The sequence below is a fragment of the Mucilaginibacter rivuli genome (genome assembly GCF_019391655.1).
GTDB classification, from domain to species: domain Bacteria; phylum Bacteroidota; class Bacteroidia; order Sphingobacteriales; family Sphingobacteriaceae; genus Mucilaginibacter; species Mucilaginibacter rivuli.
This window is the reverse complement of the sequence record NZ_JAHXPQ010000008.1, coordinates 154891-172576: the sequence shown is the minus strand read 5'-3', so window position 1 is coordinate 172576 and position 17686 is coordinate 154891. Positions and strand designations below refer to the sequence as shown.

The window sequence follows — 17686 nt, the reverse complement described above, 5'->3', positions numbered from 1 at the left end:
TATTATTGTAATAATTATATAACCTATTTTACTATGAAAAACCTTGCTTTGCCCGGGCGCATCCTGCGTTCCGGTAGGGCTGTACTATCGCTTTTTGGCGGTGGTACGGCACCTTAGTACCTGTTACCTATACCATAGGGTTCAACTAATTCAATCAACAACCAAACAACCATTTATGAGAAATTCTACTTTTTTAAAACGCTGTCAATTATTGCTGATGGCACTTTTATTCGCCTGGCAGGCCCAGGCACAAACCCCGGCCTTTCCCGGCGCTATGGGTTTTGGGCGCTTTGCCCAGGGGCCACGCGCGGCATCCACGCGCGAGGTTTATATCGTTACCAACCTTAACGATAGCGGCACCGGCTCATTCAGAGATGCCGTAAGCAAATCGGGCCGTATTATTGTATTCGCTGTAGGCGGTATCATTAAACTCACTACAGATGTAGCTGTAGCATCAAACTGTATCATTGCGGGCCAAACAGCTCCCGGCGATGGTATTGTGCTGTTCAATAAAGGCGTTAGCTTTACCGGTGCCGATAATACCATTTGCCGCTACCTGCGGATAAGGTTGGGCGCTACAGGTAACTCGGGCAATGATGCCTGCGGATTGGCACATGGCGCCAATATCATCTTCGATCACATGTCTGTTTCATGGGGTATGGATGAAGATTTTTCTATTAACTGGGATAACAAAGGCAACGCGCCCGATAATATTACCATACAAAACTCTATTATAGGCCAGGGCTTGTTCAGGGAAAACCACTCTGCAGGTGGTTTAATTCAAACCCCCGATGGCGGTAAGGTTAGCTTGTTACAAAACCTGTACATCAGTAATAAAACCCGTAACCCTAAAGTAAAGGGCATTAACGAGTTTGTAAACAATGTTGTTTATGACTGGGGTAACGGTAACCGTTTAGATCAGGATTTTAACTATGGCTGGGCAGGCGACGCTTATATTATGGGCGGCTCTGATGGCGTATCGCAGGTTAACGTTATTAACAACTATTTTTGCGGCGGCCCTTTAACGCCACCAAGTAAAACCACGCCATTCTCGCGCGGAACAGGAACCTTCAATATCTATGGTGCTGGTAACTATTTTGATAATAACAAGAACGGAATTTTAGATGGTGCTGTAGTTCCGTTTGATACCGTAGGTTATCCGGGCATATCGGGCAGTGCGTTTAAGCAACAGCCTTTTGCTTATCCAACGGCCTATCCCATCATGACGGCAGCACAAGCCTATCAGCATGTGATAGACAGTGTTGGCGCCATATTTCCGCGCCGCGACCAGGTTGATAATTTTATGCTTGATGAGGTGAGCTCAAAAGGTACCAAGGGCCTTTACGTTTACCGCGAAACCGATATGCCCTTGGCCAACGGTGGTTTGGGCAACGTGTTTAGCGCCCCGGCTGCATTAGATAGCGATGCCGACGGCATACCAGATGCCTGGGAAGATGCCCACGGGCTCAATAAAAACAGCAAGGCCGATGCAGTAGCTTTCAGTACCGAAGACCCCCGATACCTTAACATCGAAATGTATGTGAACTCGCTGGTTGGTACTATACCCGCGCTGTTTATCAAGCCGCCAACCGCGCTGGCTTTAACGGCCACATCATCAGAAACACCGACACCAAACAGCTCGGTTAAACTAACCTGGGCCGATAACTCTGATAATGAAGATAATTTTGTAGTGGAACGTTCAACTAACGGCACTACATATACCGATATTTTTCACCCGGCGGCTAACGCCCTTACTTATACCGATAATGCAGGTTTGTTACCTAACACCACCTATTATTATCGTGTTAAGGCAGTAAACGCTACCGATGCTTCGTCATATACTGCCGCGGTATCCATCACTACACCGCCCATACCATCGGCGCCTGCGGTTACAGCAAACCCTAACCCAACCAATGGTTTCCAATACGCGGCCTTAACATCGGGCAAGTTAGCTCTAAAATGGACTGGTAGCAGTAACACCGTAACATTCTCGGTTTATTTGGGTACCGATCCTAATACACTTACCAAACAGGCTGATGTAGCCTACGCTGCGGCCCCAACATACACCACGGTGGTACTTAATGATAACACCACCTACTACTGGCGTGTTGATGCTACAAACGCTAAAGGTGTAGCAACAGGCACGGTGTGGAACTTCCGTACGCCGCCTGTTATCCCGCAAGGTTTAGTTGGCTATTACGCTTTTGACGAGGCTATAAATGCAGGTACAAGCCAGGTAACCGACTCTACCGCTTATGCCAATACCGGTACCATTGGTTTAGATGCCGATAGCCATAATGTGCGTGTAACCGGTAAACTGAAAAACGGGCTAGATTTTTCTTCTGCCGATCCGAACATTTACGTGGTACGTATCCCTAACCAGGATCAGCTATATTTAGATAAAAGCTCATTCTCTGTTTCTTTTTGGATGAAGGCTCCTGCAGCATTGCTTCCGCAGGATAATAATACCAGCGCTTACCTGTTGTGCAAAGGTTCTATTACTAAAAACACCACAACCGGGGCTTTAGGTAAACGTTTTGATATCGAGTTTAAAAACAAACAAATTCGTTTTGCCATTGATGATGATAACGATGCAGGCGGCGGCGGTAAGGATGAGTTACAGGTGAACGGTATACCTTTCTTTACCAATAACTGGGTGCACGTAGTTGTTGTGCGCGATGTAACCAATAAAAAGCTGTTAATGTACATGAACGGTGCACAGGTAGGCACAGTGGCCATTACTAAAGCTAACTCAGGCATTGGCGAGGCCAGTGCGTTAGCTTTAGGTAATATTGGAGAATTGGAATTTTTAGCGGCCACCAATAAACCTGCGCCTTATAAAGGCATGCTCGACGAAGTGAGGATTTACAACTACGTACTTTCTACTTCCGAAATTACCGCCCTTTCGAGTGTTAAAAACACCCAGTCCATAGCCTTTACAGCGATAGATGCCAAAAAGGTTCACGATGCGGATTTTGCACCTGTTGTAAGTGCTACATCGGGCTTGCCTGTAACATTAAGCAGTTCTAACACCAGCGTCGCTACTATTGTAGCTGGTAAAGTACACATTGTAGCTGCCGGTACAGCAAACATTATAGCTGCCCAGGGTGGCGATGCTTCATATTACGCAGCAGCATCGGTTAGCCAAACACTTACCGTTAGCAAGTACGATCAAACCATCACCTTTAACACCCTGCCGGTAAGGACAGTAGGCGATACCGCTTTTAACGCGGGCGCTATTACAAATTCGGGCCTGGTACTGGCATATAGCAGTTCAGATACATCTGTTGCTAAGGTACTTAACGGCATTATCCAAATTAAAGGTGCAGGTACAGTGTTAATCACAGCATCGCAAGCTGGCGACAGTACATTTAACGCTGCCGCGGATGTAAGCCAACAATTAACTGTCAACAAAAAGGAGCAAGGCATCACGTTTAACGCCTTACCGGTAAAAACTGTTGGCGATGCCGATTTTAACGCTGGCGCTACTGTAAGTTCTGGTTTGGTTTTGGTGTATTCAAGTTCGGATACCACGGTAGCTGCTATTGTTAATGGCCTTATCCACATTAATGGTGTCGGTACAGCAACCATTACAGCCTCGCAAACAGGCAATGCGGTGTATAACCCTGCTGCCGATGTAAATCAGCAACTTACTGTCAACAAAAAGGAGCAAACCATTACCTTTAATGCATTGCCGGTTAAAATCTTTGGCGACTCTACATTTAACGCCGGTGCTACAGCAAGTTCAGGTCTGGCATTGGTGTATTCAAGTTCGGATACCACCGTAGCTACTATCGTTAATGGCCTTATCCACATTAATGGTGCCGGTACAGCAACTATTACAGCCTCGCAAACAGGCAATGCGGTGTATAACCCTGCTGCCGATGTAAATCAGCAACTTACTGTCAACAAAAAGGAGCAAGGCATCACGTTTAACGCCTTACCGGTAAAAACTATTGGCGATGCCGATTTTAACGCTGGCGCTACAGCAAGTTCTGGTTTGGCTTTGGTGTACTCAAGTTCGGATACCACTGTAGCCACTATTGTTAACGGGCTTATCCACATTAAGGCCGCAGGTACAGCAACCATTACAGCCTCGCAAACAGGCAATGCGATGTATAACCCTGCTGCCGATGTAAGTCAGCAACTTACTGTAAACAAAAAAACACAGACCATTACATTCAACGCCTTACCGGCTAAAACCCTTGGCGATGCTGATCTTTTGCTTTCGGCAACAGCCAGTTCCGGTTTACCTGTAACCTATAGCAGCAGTAATACTCAGGTTGCAACTATAGTGAATGGTGCCGTGCATATCACCGGTGCTGGTACTACGCAAATTACTGCCACGCAAGCTGGTAATGCGGAATATTCAAGCGCTTTTGCAAGCCAGGCTTATACCGTAAGTGGTTTAAATTTAGTTGTACAAGCTTTGGATGGCGATAACGGACAGGTAAACAATAACAATAGCAAGCCATACCTCAAAATTGTGAATAACGATTTGGTTGCTGTTGCTTATAACCAGCTTACACTACGTTACTGGTTTACTGCCGAAAACTTTGCAGGAATAAACACCTGGATCGACTATGCCCAAATTGGTGGTAATAATATTGTGATGAAGTACGTTGCTTCTGATTTGCCGCGTAACGGCGCATTGGGATACATTGAGTACAGTTTCACAAACAATACTATGCTTGCGCCTAATACTAATTCCGGGCCTATCCAGTCACGCTTTGCCAATAAGGATTGGGCCAATTTATCAGAGTCCGATGATTATTCGTACCAGGGCAACCCGGGTAATTATACCGCCAACCCGCATATTACACTTTACCGCAACGGTCAGTTGATATACGGTCAGGAGCCTGCAGTTATCCCGCCAGTAACCAAAGTAAATGTATCTTACCAAAGCCAAAACTCAGGTAACAATACCATCAGTACTTACCTTGCTGTAAATAATACCGGCAATACATCATTAAACTATGCCGATGTTAAAGTAAGGTACTGGTTTACCAAAGAGGGAACGGCCGGCTTGAATTACTTTATTGATTATGCTAAATTGGGCAGTAACCTGGTGAGCGGCAAATTCGTATCGTTATCACCGGCGCTTACGAATGCCGATAGCTATTTTGAACTTTCGTTCAATCCGTCGGCAGGTGTGTTAAGCCCATTGAGCAACACAGGTAATGTGCAGTACCGTTTAGCTAAAACCGATTGGTCGGCATTTAATACAAGTAATGATTACTCGTATGCTGCCCGTACTTCGGCCATGCAGGAGAATAGCCACATTACCGTTTACTACCAGGGACAACTAATATATGGCACAGAACCCGCCCCGGTATCATTCAGCTCTTTCGCAGCAAATACAGCTTTGTATACTTCGGCAGGGCAGGACAACTATAGCCCGGCTATAGTTTTGCCGGAGAACGTTGTGTTGTATCCTAACCCATTAACGGGCAAACAGTTCTCACTTAAACTCACTGCCGACCTGTTGAATAAGAACATTGATCTGAAGATAATAGACTCCTTTGGCAGGATACTTCAAACCAATTCTTACCGCAGTAATGATGGTGTGTTGAATGTTTTATTGAACGGGCAATACGCCCCAGGCGTTTACTTTGTCACAATCAATAATCAATCTTCTATACGGTTCTTAATTAACCGTTAAAATTTAAACGGCTTACAGTTACCTGTAAGCCGTTTTTAATTTTGCGACTAAATGATATAAGGTTTAGACGGGAATGATGTAAAATAAAAAAGCCTTCGAAAGAAGGCTTTTTTATTTTGTGACCCCTCAGGGATTCGAACCCTGGACCCAATGATTAAGAGTCATTTGCTCTACCAGCTGAGCTAAGGAGTCGTTATTTTAAGGACAGCAAATAAACGGTTTTTTAACAGAAAGTCAATTTTTAGCAGAAAGCTTAAAGCAAAAAGTGCAAAGCTTTTATCTTTTTGGCTTTCTGCTTTAAGCTTTTCGCTCAAATGGCTATGCTAAAGCATACATTTCCTCACGCTGCTTTTTTACGGCTTCGCTGTTAATGTATTCATCATAAGTCATTAATTTATCAATTACACCGGCTGGGGTGAGCTCGATAATGCGGGTAGCTACGGTTTCGGTAAGCTCATGGTCACTCGATGTGAACAGGATAGTCCCCCTAAAGTCCTGCATGCCGTTATTCAACGCCGTGATAGATTCCAAATCAAGGTGATTGGTAGGCTCATCAAACAACAATACGTTAGCTTGTTGCAGCATCATGCGGCTAAACATGCAGCGCATTTTTTCGCCACCGCTTAATACGTTGCTCTTTTTCAAAACTTCCTCTCCCGAGAATAGCATCCTACCCAAAAAGCCACGGATAAACTGGTCGTCCTGGTCGCCTTCGCTGTATTCGCGCAGCCAATCTATCAGGTTTTCGTCTTTACCTTTAAAGTATTCAGCATTATCAACAGGTATATCGGCAGCCTTAATGGTTACGCCCCATTTAAAGTCGCCTTTAAAATCCTTGTCGCGGCCCATTAATATATTGTAGAAAGCGGTAGTGGCTAAACTGTTTTGCGACAGGATCGCGATCTTATCGCCCTTATTTACCATCAGCCTGATATCGCTGAACAGTACTTCGCCATTAAGGCTTTTGCTCAAACCTTCAACCTGTAATATCTGGTCGCCGGCTTCACGGCCAAGGTTATTAAATATAATTCCAGGGTATTTACGGTTAGATGGTTGTATCTCGTCCAGGTTGATCTTATCCAATGCCTTTTTACGGCTGGTTGCCTGTTTTGATTTTGAGGCATTCGCGCTAAAGCGGCGGATGAAATCCTGCAACTCTTTAACCTTATCTTCCAGCTTTTTATTCTGATCCGAGCGTTGTTTCAAAGCTAACTGACTCGATTGATACCAGAACGTGTAGTTACCGGTATAAATGGTCATTTTACTAAAGTCAATATCAACAATGTGCGTACACACGGTGTCTAAAAAGTGCCTGTCGTGCGATACTACCAATACAATGGCTTCATATCCCGCCAGGAAATCTTCTAACCATGCAATGGTATTGATGTCCAAATCGTTGGTAGGCTCATCAAGTAATAAAATATCAGGTTTGCCAAACAGGGCTTGTGCCAATAATACACGTACTTTTTGGTTACCGTCAAGCTCTTTTAACAGCTTATAGTGGTGTTCTTCCTTAATGCCAAGGTTACTCAATATGGTGGCTGCGTTGCTCTCTGCATTCCACCCGTCCATCTCCGCGAAAAGGTTTTCCAGTTCGCCGGCACGTTCGCCATCAGCATCGGTAAAATCTTCTTTCAGGTATATGGCATCTTTTTCCTTCATTATGGCGTATAACTCTTTATAGCCTATCATTACAGTTTCGATAACCGGAAAGTCGTCAAACTCGTAGTGATTTTGCCTTAAAACAGCCATACGTTCGCCCGGCGAAAAACTGTACGAACCACTGGTAGGGTCAATTTCGCCCGAGAGGATCTTTAAAAAAGTTGATTTGCCGGCACCGTTAGCACCAATAATGCCATAACAGTTGCCTTGTGTAAACTTTAAATTTACATCCTCGAAAAGTGTGCGTTTACCATAACGCAACGAAAGATTAGAAACTGTAATCATGCCGCAAAGGTACGCTTTTTGTGGCAAAAATATATTTGAAAGCCTAAAGCTTTTATAAACCAATTGTAAAATATAATAGGGTTAAGTATATTTACTTACCTGTAATACCTATGGAAACCATTAAAGACCAGCAGGAGCTTTTATTGCATATATCCGAAACCATCGGTAAAAGCAAAGTGCTCAAGCTGACGGATATTTTGTATAACCGTAACTTCGCTATCAGCAACCTGGTACCGATCACTTTTCACCCGAAACGGGAGATCGCTTTCCGTGCTGCTTGGTTATTGGAGAACCTCATCTTATCAAATCCTGCTAAATATGTAAATGATATTGAGCAGATATGTGAAGCCTTTCCTAAAGTGACAAACAAAAGCTGTTTAAGGCACTACACCAAGACTATTATGCACCTTACTGCACCACAAGCCGATAAGCTTGTTAAAAGCAAGCTGTGTACAATTGATATGGAGCAGGTTATTGAGCGTTGTTTTGAATTGATCATTGATAAAAACTCTCCGGTGGCAGTAAAAGCTTTCTCGAGCCAGGTGCTGTTTAACCTTCGTTGCCGACATAACTGGATAGCCGAAGTACTAACCGACCAGATCAAAATTATGATGGACGGCGGCGAACCTGCCATTAAAGCCAAAGGCCGTAAATTATTAAGTTATTTGGTTTGCGATTAATCCGTTGTCATATTCAAGGCACTTTCATAAATTTATGCTCCCGGTAAATTAATGGAAAACATCAAGGATAAACAGCAGCTTTCGGAGCTCATATCACGTAGTTTAGGTAAGATCAGGATATTGGAACTGACCGATAGGCTACACTATAGCCCTGAATTTGATGTTGCCAACCTTATTGCGATAACATTTTCCCCTCAAAAGGAAGTGGCCTTTAGGGCTACGTGGTTATTGGAGAACTTGTTTTTGCTCCAGCCGGATAAATACATAAGCTGTGTGGATGAGTTGGTCGTTAAATTTCCTTTATTAAAGAACGAAGGCAGCCTGCGCCATTATCTCCGGATATTTATTTTATTAACCGATAAAAAGGCGGAGAAACAGATCGCTCAAAAAATTGTGGCTGTAGATTTTAACGAGGTAATAAGCCGCTGTTTTGATATGCTGATAGACGATGAATCGCCAATAGCGCTAAAGGTTTTTGCTATGGAATTGCTGTACAACCTGCGCCATCGAGAGGATTGGATAAAAGATATTTTAATTAGCCAGATCCAGATATTGATGGATGGGGGCGGACCCGCCATCCGGGCGCGTGGTAAATCTATATGGTCTAAGCTAAAACGCTGATCAGCTTTTATACTCGAAAGACAAAGCGCCCGAAGGGCAATTCTGCACTGTTTGCACAATATCTTCAGTGCTGCCATTCTCCATCACCACCCATGGCCTGCGCCTTGGATTAAAAACCTGTATCAGGCTACGCGCGCATTTTGCACTGTGGATACATTTTTCCGGTTGCCAAAAAACAGTGATATCGTTGTTGCTGTATTTTTTGTTTAAACTGCTCATATTACCAATGATTGATTTATTGATTGAGTGATTTATGGTTAAAATTACAAAAACAATCTATCATTCAACAAATCAATCATTCTAAAATTTAGATCACGGATGGTTAGATGCTGCTATTTGGGGGTGGTTCAGCTTAGCTTCTATAGCCGATGAACTGTTATTGGCGTAGGTGCCGTATGCATTTACCAAAACACCCTTCAACCCGTATTTTTCAGACTCGATACCGTAAACTATCGACATGTCCGACGGGTTGGTAACGCCCTCAAAACGATAAAACTCCTTTATCTCAAAATCATCGGCATACATCTGTATGCTCTGGTCGTTAGCATTTACGGTGTCTTCGTCCAGTGTCAGGTTTGCGGTATAACCGCGTTTGTTCAGGTCGGCCAGGGCATCAACCATAGTTTCATAACTTTTCATAGCGTATATATTAAAAAAGGTTATTCAGTTTAATATGAATAACCTTTAATAACGCTGCTTGTTTTAGGCGGCCCAATATTTTGTTTGAGATAAAAGGGGCATACAATAAAAAAGGTTACCCGTTTACAGGTAACCTTCTACTATTCAGATATTGGACAACACGACCAATCAATTAATTAACTTTATCCTGAGCAGCTAATGCAGCCTTCTTCCATTGAGCAGGTTGGGCCGGCCGGTATCTCATCAATAATGGCCTCAACATGTTCCGGTATAACGGGTTCCATATTTTTACCGCCCTGGTTCTCTACAGTAAATTTAACCGCTTGTGATGCCGCTTGTGTGCGCAGGTAATACATGCCCGTTTTTAAACCTTTCTTCCATGCGTAGAAGTGCATCGAAGTCAACTTAGAAGCATTAGGCGAACTAACAAACAGGTTTAGCGATTGCGACTGGCAGATATAAGCGCCACGGTCGGCAGCCATATCAATAATGGTACGCATCTTAATTTCCCATACGGTTTTGTACAGGTCCTTCATATCCTGAGGAATTTCAGGGATATCTTGTATCGAACCGTTAGCGCTGATGATCTGGTTCTTCATATCATTGTTCCAAAGGCCCATGTTCACTAAATCGCGCAACAAGTATTTGTTTACAATAACAAACTCACCACTTAATACACGGCGGGTATAAATGTTTGAGGTATAAGGCTCAAAGCACTCGTTGTTACCCAATATTTGCGATGTTGAAGCTGTAGGCATTGGTGCAACCAATAAAGAGTTACGTACACCGTGGTTCATTACGTCGCTTCGCAAATCATCCCAGTTCCAGCGGCCGCTGTCAGGCGTAACGTTCCACAGATCGAACTGGAACTGTCCTTTAGATAAAGGCGAACCTTTAAAGGTTTCGTAAGCACCGTCTTTTATGGCCAGGTCTTTCGAAGCCGTCATAGCCGCGAAGTAAATGGTCTCGAATATCTCTTTGTTCAGTTGTTTAGCTTCTTCGCTTTCAAACGGTAAACGCAGGCGGATAAAGGCATCTGCCAAACCTTGCACACCTAAACCGATAGGGCGGTGGCGGAAGTTTGAATTGCTGGCCTCAACAACAGGGTAATAGTTATGGTCGATGATCTTGTTCAGGTTCAAAGTCACCTGGTAAGTCACTTCGTACAGTTTTTGGTGATCGAACACACCTGCAGTAACATATTTAGGCAATGCTAACGATGCAAGGTTACATACCGCGATCTCATCTGCCGAAGTATACTCGATGATCTCGGTACACAGGTTCGAACTTTTTATAGTACCTAAGTTTTGTTGGTTAGATTTTCCGTTGGCTGCATCCTTGTACAATAGGTATGGCGTACCGGTTTCAACCTGGGCATCTAAAATGGCAAACCAAAGCTCCTGCGCTTTAATGGTTTTGCGGGCACGGCCTTCTTTTTCGTATTTGGTGTACAGGGCTTCAAACTCTTTACCCCAGCAATCTGCCAATCCCGGTGCTTCATGCGGGCAGAACAGGCTCCACTCACCATCAGCTTCAACGCGCTCCATAAACAAATCGCATATCCAAAGGGCGTAAAACAGATCGCGGGCGCGCATTTCTTCTTTACCGTGGTTTTTACGCAGGTCTAAAAACTCAAATATATCCGCATGCCAAGGCTCTAAATATATCGCGAAAGCGCCTTTACGCTTACCTCCGCCCTGGTCAACATAACGTGCGGTATCATTAAATACCTTCAGCATTGGGATGATACCGTTGCTGGTACCGTTTGTACCGCTGATATATGAGCCTGTAGCACGTACATTATGCACACTAAGGCCTATACCGCCTGCACTTTGCGATATTTTAGCTGTTTGTTTTAAAGTATCATATATACCATCAATGCTGTCATCTTTCATGGCTAATAAAAAGCACGATGACATTTGTGGTTTAGGTGTACCTGCATTGAATAGGGTAGGTGTAGCGTGGGTAAACCAACGCTCGCTCATCAGGTTATAAGTTTTGATAACGCTGTCGATATCGCCTTTGTGAATACCTACCGATACGCGCATAAATAAATGCTGCGGGCGTTCGGCTATTTTGCCATCAAGCTTTAACAGATATGATTTTTCGAGGGTCTTAAATCCGAAATAATCAAAACCAAAGTCACGGTCGTAAATAATCGAGCTATCTAACTCTTCAGCATTAGCTTCTATCACATCCCAAACATCATCGGCAATTAACGAAGCGTTTTTTCCGGTCTTAGGGTCAACGTAAGTATGCAGCAAACGCATCGTTTCCGAGAACGATTTCAGCGTGTTCTTATGTAAATTTGATACCGCTATTCGCGATGCCAATAACGCGTAATCAGGGTGTTTGGTGGTTAACGAAGCCGCGGTCTCAGCAGCAAGGTTATCCAGCTCCGATGTGGTTACACCGTCAAACAAGCCCTCAATTACCTTTTGGGCAACGTCTATCGGGTCTACCAATGTTGCATTTAAACTATAGCACAGTTTCTCAATCCTGGCTGTTATCTTATCAAATTTTACGGATTCTTTTTTTCCGTCGCGTTTTATTACAAACATTGAGACCCTCCTTTTATTCCCTTACGGGAACGATTAATTTATTATTGTTGATTGATTATTTACTTATTCTTAAAGTTTCGGCTTAAAAGTCTTCATCCATTGAGAACGACTGGCTCTTCGCATCCGATGATAAAACGCCGCTCTTTTGGTAATCGCCAACCCGTTTTTCAAAGAAGTTGGTTTTGCCTTGCAGCGATATCATTTCCATAAAATCGAACGGGTTAGTGGCGTTGTACAGCTTATCATACCCTAATTCGCCTAACCACCTGTCGGCTACAAATTCAATATATTGGCTCATCAGCTTAGCATTCATCCCGATCAATGAAACAGGTAAAGCCTCGCTGATAAACTCTTTTTCTATTTCCACAGCATCAGCAATAATGCCTGTTACTGCTTCCTGCGATAGCTTGTTTTTCAACATACCGTACAATAAGCATGCAAATTCGCAGTGCATACCCTCATCGCGCGATATTAATTCGTTACTAAAGGTCAATCCCGGCATTAAACCGCGTTTTTTTAACCAGAATATCGAGCAAAAGCTACCCGAGAAGAAAATACCCTCAACAGCGGCAAAAGCAACCAGGCGTTCTGCAAACGTTCCGTTCTCTATCCACTTTAATGCCCATTCGCCTTTCTTTTTAACACAAGGCACGGTCTCGATAGCGTGGAACAAACGATTTTTTTCGGTAGTATCCTTAATATAGGTATCAATAAGCAACGCGTAAGTTTCGCTGTGAATATTCTCCATCATGATCTGGAATCCATAAAAACAACGCGCTTCGGGCAATTGCACCTCGCTCATAAAGTTCACTGCAAGGTTTTCGTTAACAATACCATCACTTGCCGCGAAGAATGCCAGGATATGCGAAATGAAATGGCGCTCACCATCGTTCATGGCATTCCAGTCTTTCATATCATCGCCCAAGTCAATTTCTTCGGCTGTCCAAAAACTGGCTTCGTGCTTTTTATACATCTCCCATATTTTGGGATAATTAATGGGCAGAATAACAAAGCGGTCTTTGTTTTCTCTCAGCAGTAATTCTTGTTCGTTATCCATAGTATTGTATTGTCCCCATTAAAAATTTAACCCGATCTTACAAAAGACGACAAGCCATTATCCCTTATTTTTTGCAGACAAGGGGACTATCTTAATTTTATAAAACTTTATACGTGAAGCCCTGATATGATCTTTTTTGATGTTGTAAGATTTGCAAAGTAATCCGCTGTTTTTGAATTACATAAGGTCATTGCGACCTATTTTGACAAATCCTGAAAGATCCCTAAAAGAACTAAACCAAAGTTAAGGCAATAGCGTATTGTTAGTATGCGATAGTTATACACAACAGGGGGTACTTTTCAACAATCTGTAAGCAAAATGTGACGTTTGCAGCCCAGTTTTTGGCAATGTGCTTACGCCGATATAGAAAGGGAAATGTTTATAAAATTTACGATTACAAAACCATGACTTAACAAGGCTTGTTAAACAGCGTTTTTGTTATGTACCTGTTTGTGTATAGTTAACCACATTTCGTATTTTTTCATCAAGTTCTTGCACAGCCTTTTCCATCATTAGCAGGTACTCTTTGCCAGGTTTGTAATTGCTATGTCTGATCAGATCCATCAAGCCCATTATTGAAGCTACAGGACGACGATACTCATGCGATTGTATATTTGCAATATTTCGTAACGACTCATTTTGCGTTGATATTTCGGCAAGGTGGTTTTTGCGTTCATTGATATTCGATGCTGTGAGTGCAACACCAAAAATCAGCCCATTTTGATCGCGTACGGGCTCAAAGCTCATTTGCCACCAGATAGAACCTTTTTTGCCATAATGCATTAAAAACTCGTTATTGATACTCTTACCTTTAAATGCACGTTTAAAGCAGGTCAAAAAATCATTTTGTAAAGCCGGGCTTACATATTTTATCATATCCTGGCCTATTTCTAAAGTTCTTTCAGATAGTTTTTTCACAACTGCATCGGTTGCCTTATTAAAATCGAGCACCTTTATATCCTTATCTAATAATACATGGCATGATTCAGAACTATCAAAAAATGCACGTAGCTTTCTTTCCGAAGCATCTATCTTTTCTTTTTGGAATTTTAATGCGATATTATATTGTTTAATGAGTTTTAAGTTTACATCCAGGTCAATTACCCGGATTACCTGTTTTGAGAGTATTTCCAGCATTTCTGATTGCTGTTTGGTGAAAACATGCGGTTTGTGATCTAAAACACATAAAGTGCCAATATGATAACCCGATGTTGTTATTAATGGCGCGCCTGCATAAAAACGAATAGCATCTTTGCCCGTAATACCGGGATTGTTGACAAGGCGTCCATCCAATAATGTATCAGGTATGGCTAATACCTGCTCGTCAGCGGCCATTTGCTTGCAAAATAAGCTTTCATGGCCCGTGCTGCTAATGGGCTCTTCTTTTTTATTCTTGATCCATTGTATATTACTATCCAGTAACGTTATCATGGCAATAGGTGTATCGCACAATGCCGATGCCAGGCTCACCAATTCGTTCAGGTCTTTGTTTTTGTCAAAATCAAACTGCTCAAATTGTTTTACCGTATCAGGTTTTTTGAGCTCGGGGTTCTGCATTTAGGGATAGATTGAGTATAGATAGTATTTGCTAACGGCATATTACACTATAAAAATAGTATTTATACGCGGTTTTTACAGGAAACTACGCAAAAAAGACATTTTAAGTTTAACTGCTAGGCATTTTCTGTATTTGAAATACATTGTTTGTATGTTTTAGGTTTATTAGGCATAGGATCAATATGATGCCATGCACTTTGGTGCATAGTCTCACAAAATAATTGTAATTAACCATTCCGAATAGTTTTTTAGCTTTACCGCATCAATAGCCAATAATAATGAGACCACGCATCCTTATAACCTTGTGCCTGTTAACTATATGCCGTGTGGCATTTGCGCAAAATGCTGTTATCCCCGATTATGTTGCCGATCCATCGGTGTCATATTTTGATGGGACTTATTATATGTACGCTACATCGGATATCAATCATGGCCTTGCCCAAATGGGGCCTCCGGTGGTATGGAAATCAAAAGACCTTGTGAATTGGAGTTATAAGGGTACGCTGTTCAGTAACATTGATTTTAATAAGGCATACACCTATACCGATGCTAAAGGCGCACAAAAAACAGGTTATTTCCGTTACTGGGCACCGGGTAAAGTATTAAAAAGGAATAACCAATACTACCTGTATGCCACTATTGTAAAGCCCGATGAAACTATGGGCACTTACCTTTTATTAGCAGATAAACCCGAAGGCCCTTTCAGGTTTAATGGTGGTACCGGTGTTTATTATAACCAACCCGAAAAAGCCGCCGAAGAAGCTAAACCTGTAGCACCTGATATTGATGGTGATGTATTTGCGGATGATGACGGCTCGGCCTATGTTGTATGGCGTCGCAGGAATGCCGCTAAGCTTAACGCAGACTGGGCGGCTATGGCAGGCGAAAAGGTTAGCATCCTTACCAAACGTGGGGGGTACTCCGAAGGCCCGTTCATGTTTAAGCGTAACGGCCTTTATTATTATGTGTACACCTTATCGGGCAATGCAAATTATTGTTATGCTTATATGATGAGTAAAAACCCGTTAGGCCCTTATACCGCGCCTGCCGGTACTGATATCATCCTGCGTTCAGATATAAAAACAAGGGTTTGGGGGCCAGGCCATGGTAATGTATTACATATTCCGGAAACGGATAATTACCTGTTCTTTTATTTGGAATATGGCAACGGCGGTACAACCCGCCTGGTTTATGCAAATAAGATGGAGTTTAACGCCGATGGTACCATTAAGCCTATACAGGTAAATCTGGATGGTACTGCCGCAATGTTTAAAAGCACAGCACCGGCAACTGTTAAACCTGTTGGTGTAAACGCATCAGGTTCAAGAGAAGATAGATTGATCAAGGTAGCTATTGATACTGCTTTGGATAAACTGCAAACTATGGCATCGCGCTACAGCGGCCTTGATGTGGTAAATACAGAGCGTATATCAACAGCTAAGCCCGAAAATGCTTTTGATGGTTTAAACAGCACTTATTGGATGGCTAACGTTACCGATACGCAACCCTGGATACAGGCAGACCTGGGCGCAGTTAAAAATATAAAATCGGTTGACTTGTTCTTTGTTGAATCAACCCTGGGCCATACCTGGAAGTTAGAGGCATCAAAAGATGGTAAAACATGGCAAACAGTTAAAACGCAATCGGCGCCGGTACTGATGTCGCCCGAAAGTGCGGGTAAAATAGGACAAGCCCGTTACCTCAAGCTTACCATACTATCAGGTGCGCCGGGCTTATGGGAGATAAAGATATATTAAGCCCTTAATTCACCTTTAGCGAAACTGTAACACTTTTACCAAAAACAACTTGTTGGTTTATATCTTGTGGTTTTGTATTCCACAGGCACTCTCTTACCGTTAGTGTTTGGCTTGCCGCATTTAATGATATGAGTTGGAAAGATAACAGGGTTTCATCTTTAGCTGAGTACTTGCCTTTCATTGGCGAATCAACACGGAAGGTATTCAGGCTAATATCATTATCCGGGCCTGTATAAGTATAAAACTCGTTCCAGTTACTGTTGCCATGAAAGTAAGCTTTGATATTTGAGTGTAGTTTTAAAAACTTAACCCATCCACGCTGTTCAATATCAGTTGTGCCACCATCGCCTTTAGCATTATAGCTCTCTTTGTAATATTCCGTTGTAAGATTTTCAAATTTGGCTTCAGCATTAATATCGTGAGGTGGTTGAGGATTAGTAAAATGCTTGGCCTCGCAGGTTGGCTGATCATGTGTAAATATTATTACAGGCATACTTTTAGGTACAATAGCCAGATCGCGTTCCATCCATATCCGTTCTGCAGAATCAGGCCAAAGGGTAATAAACATCATGTGTATGCCTTGTATATCGTGCGAGTAATTGATCTTATCTTTCGCATAATTATATTTCACGTTAGTCATAGGCACTTTAGGCTTCAGCATCAGGTTGTATATTTTAACCATACTTGTAGGATCGGTTAAAGGCTTCATTGCTTTATGAAAACCTATTGCGTTTGATATATCGTGATTGCCCGGTACAACAAGCAATCCGGCTGGTTTGCCATCGTGTCCTTTAAGTGTGATACTTTTGATGTAATCATATTCAAATTGCCCCCATGATGCTGCAGCACTCTGAATAGGCACTTCCTGCCGGTTGGCTATATCGCCTGTTTGTACCACATAGTCTACGGCTCCAATGGTACGGCCACCGCCAACTCCACCATCTTGCGGCAAGGTAAGGCCGGGCAGACTGTTTATCTGCTTTATCATCGCAGCGTTTACTTTGTATCCCGCTACAGCGGTGTCGCCCCTGAAATTGGGTCTGCTGATGCCGTAGTGAGCATCCGAAGAAAAAACCATGTTAATTACAACGGGCTTTTTTACACTTTGCCCAAACGTAGTTTGAGGTACATAAATAATTACGAATAAAAGACAGAGACTTTTAAATGTATTTAAAATAGAGATGACTGGTGAAGTTTTCGATATA

General features: G+C 42.7%; 11 protein-coding genes and 1 tRNA gene. 4 read left to right on the top strand and 8 right to left on the bottom strand.

What is annotated here, in order from left to right; translation table 11 throughout:
- Positions 1–175: 175 nt before the first annotated feature.
- Positions 176–5662, top strand: a complete 5487-nt coding sequence (locus tag KXQ82_RS17950) for a cellulose binding domain-containing protein (protein ID WP_219489887.1) — start codon at positions 176–178, stop codon at positions 5660–5662.
- A gap of 119 nt (positions 5663–5781) precedes the next feature.
- On the opposite strand, the gene KXQ82_RS17945 is transcribed toward KXQ82_RS17950, so the two are convergent.
- A tRNA-Lys gene (locus KXQ82_RS17945) sits at positions 5782–5854 on the bottom strand.
- A gap of 126 nt (positions 5855–5980) precedes the next feature.
- Positions 5981–7609: an ABC-F family ATP-binding cassette domain-containing protein gene (locus tag KXQ82_RS17940; protein ID WP_219489886.1), complete on the bottom strand. Its 1629-nt coding sequence runs from the start codon at positions 7607–7609 to the stop codon at positions 5981–5983.
- A gap of 110 nt (positions 7610–7719) precedes the next feature.
- Here KXQ82_RS17940 and KXQ82_RS17935 point away from each other — a divergent pair, with 110 nt between their 5' ends.
- Positions 7720–8289 carry a HEAT-like fold family protein gene (locus tag KXQ82_RS17935; protein WP_219489885.1) on the top strand — a complete coding sequence of 190 codons (570 nt, stop codon included), beginning with the start codon at positions 7720–7722 and terminating at the stop codon, positions 8287–8289.
- A gap of 51 nt (positions 8290–8340) precedes the next feature.
- Entirely contained in the window at positions 8341–8910 is a 570-nt protein-coding gene (locus tag KXQ82_RS17930; RefSeq protein WP_219489884.1) for a HEAT-like fold family protein, read from the top strand.
- Here KXQ82_RS17930 and KXQ82_RS17925 read toward each other — a convergent pair whose 3' ends face one another.
- The 5 genes from KXQ82_RS17925 to KXQ82_RS17905 all read right to left on the bottom strand — a co-directional run bounded on the left by KXQ82_RS17925 (position 8911) and on the right by KXQ82_RS17905 (position 14724).
- Positions 8911–9129, bottom strand: a complete 219-nt coding sequence (locus tag KXQ82_RS17925) for a (4Fe-4S)-binding protein (protein WP_219489883.1) — start codon at positions 9127–9129, stop codon at positions 8911–8913. It lies immediately after the preceding gene.
- Between the two features lie 93 nt (positions 9130–9222).
- Positions 9223–9549, bottom strand: coding sequence for a phosphoribosylpyrophosphate synthetase (locus tag KXQ82_RS17920; protein WP_219489882.1), 327 nt, complete (start codon positions 9547–9549; stop codon positions 9223–9225).
- Positions 9550–9731: 182 nt separating this feature from the next.
- Positions 9732–12110, bottom strand: coding sequence for a ribonucleoside-diphosphate reductase subunit alpha (locus KXQ82_RS17915; RefSeq protein WP_219489881.1), 2379 nt, complete (start codon positions 12108–12110; stop codon positions 9732–9734).
- A gap of 82 nt (positions 12111–12192) precedes the next feature.
- A complete protein-coding gene (locus KXQ82_RS17910) occupies positions 12193–13167 on the bottom strand; it encodes a ribonucleoside-diphosphate reductase small subunit (protein ID WP_219489879.1) in 975 nt (324 codons plus the stop codon).
- Positions 13168–13605: 438 nt separating this feature from the next.
- The gene (locus tag KXQ82_RS17905) at positions 13606–14724 is read right to left on the bottom strand and encodes a GAF domain-containing protein (protein ID WP_219489877.1); all 1119 of its coding nucleotides are present in this window, start codon (positions 14722–14724) and stop codon (positions 13606–13608) included.
- A gap of 278 nt (positions 14725–15002) precedes the next feature.
- On the opposite strand from KXQ82_RS17905, the gene KXQ82_RS17900 reads away from it, so the two are divergent.
- The gene (locus KXQ82_RS17900; protein ID WP_219489876.1) at positions 15003–16481 is read left to right on the top strand and encodes a family 43 glycosylhydrolase; all 1479 of its coding nucleotides are present in this window, start codon (positions 15003–15005) and stop codon (positions 16479–16481) included.
- A gap of 4 nt (positions 16482–16485) precedes the next feature.
- Here KXQ82_RS17900 and KXQ82_RS17895 read toward each other — a convergent pair whose 3' ends face one another.
- The gene (locus tag KXQ82_RS17895) at positions 16486–17559 is read right to left on the bottom strand and encodes a metallophosphoesterase family protein (RefSeq protein ID WP_219489873.1); all 1074 of its coding nucleotides are present in this window, start codon (positions 17557–17559) and stop codon (positions 16486–16488) included.
- Positions 17560–17686: the final 127 nt, after the last annotated feature.

Coding starts and splice junctions, on each gene's coding strand:
- KXQ82_RS17950 (WP_219489887.1), top strand. CDS start 176: ATGAGAAATTCTACTTTTTTAAAACGCTGTCAATTATTGCTGATGGCA.
- KXQ82_RS17930 (WP_219489884.1), top strand. CDS start 8,341: ATGGAAAACATCAAGGATAAACAGCAGCTTTCGGAGCTCATATCACGT.
- KXQ82_RS17940 (WP_219489886.1), bottom strand. CDS start 7,609: ATGATTACAGTTTCTAATCTTTCGTTGCGTTATGGTAAACGCACACTT.
- KXQ82_RS17920 (WP_219489882.1), bottom strand. CDS start 9,549: ATGAAAAGTTATGAAACTATGGTTGATGCCCTGGCCGACCTGAACAAA.
- KXQ82_RS17910 (WP_219489879.1), bottom strand. CDS start 13,167: ATGGATAACGAACAAGAATTACTGCTGAGAGAAAACAAAGACCGCTTT.
- KXQ82_RS17905 (WP_219489877.1), bottom strand. CDS start 14,724: ATGCAGAACCCCGAGCTCAAAAAACCTGATACGGTAAAACAATTTGAG.
- KXQ82_RS17895 (WP_219489873.1), bottom strand. CDS start 17,559: ATGGTTTTTTCTTCGGATGCTCACTACGGCATCAGCAGACCCAATTTC.
- KXQ82_RS17915 (WP_219489881.1), bottom strand. CDS start 12,110: ATGTTTGTAATAAAACGCGACGGAAAAAAAGAATCCGTAAAATTTGAT.
- KXQ82_RS17900 (WP_219489876.1), top strand. CDS start 15,003: ATGAGACCACGCATCCTTATAACCTTGTGCCTGTTAACTATATGCCGT.
- KXQ82_RS17925 (WP_219489883.1), bottom strand. CDS start 9,129: ATGAGCAGTTTAAACAAAAAATACAGCAACAACGATATCACTGTTTTT.
- KXQ82_RS17935 (WP_219489885.1), top strand. CDS start 7,720: ATGGAAACCATTAAAGACCAGCAGGAGCTTTTATTGCATATATCCGAA.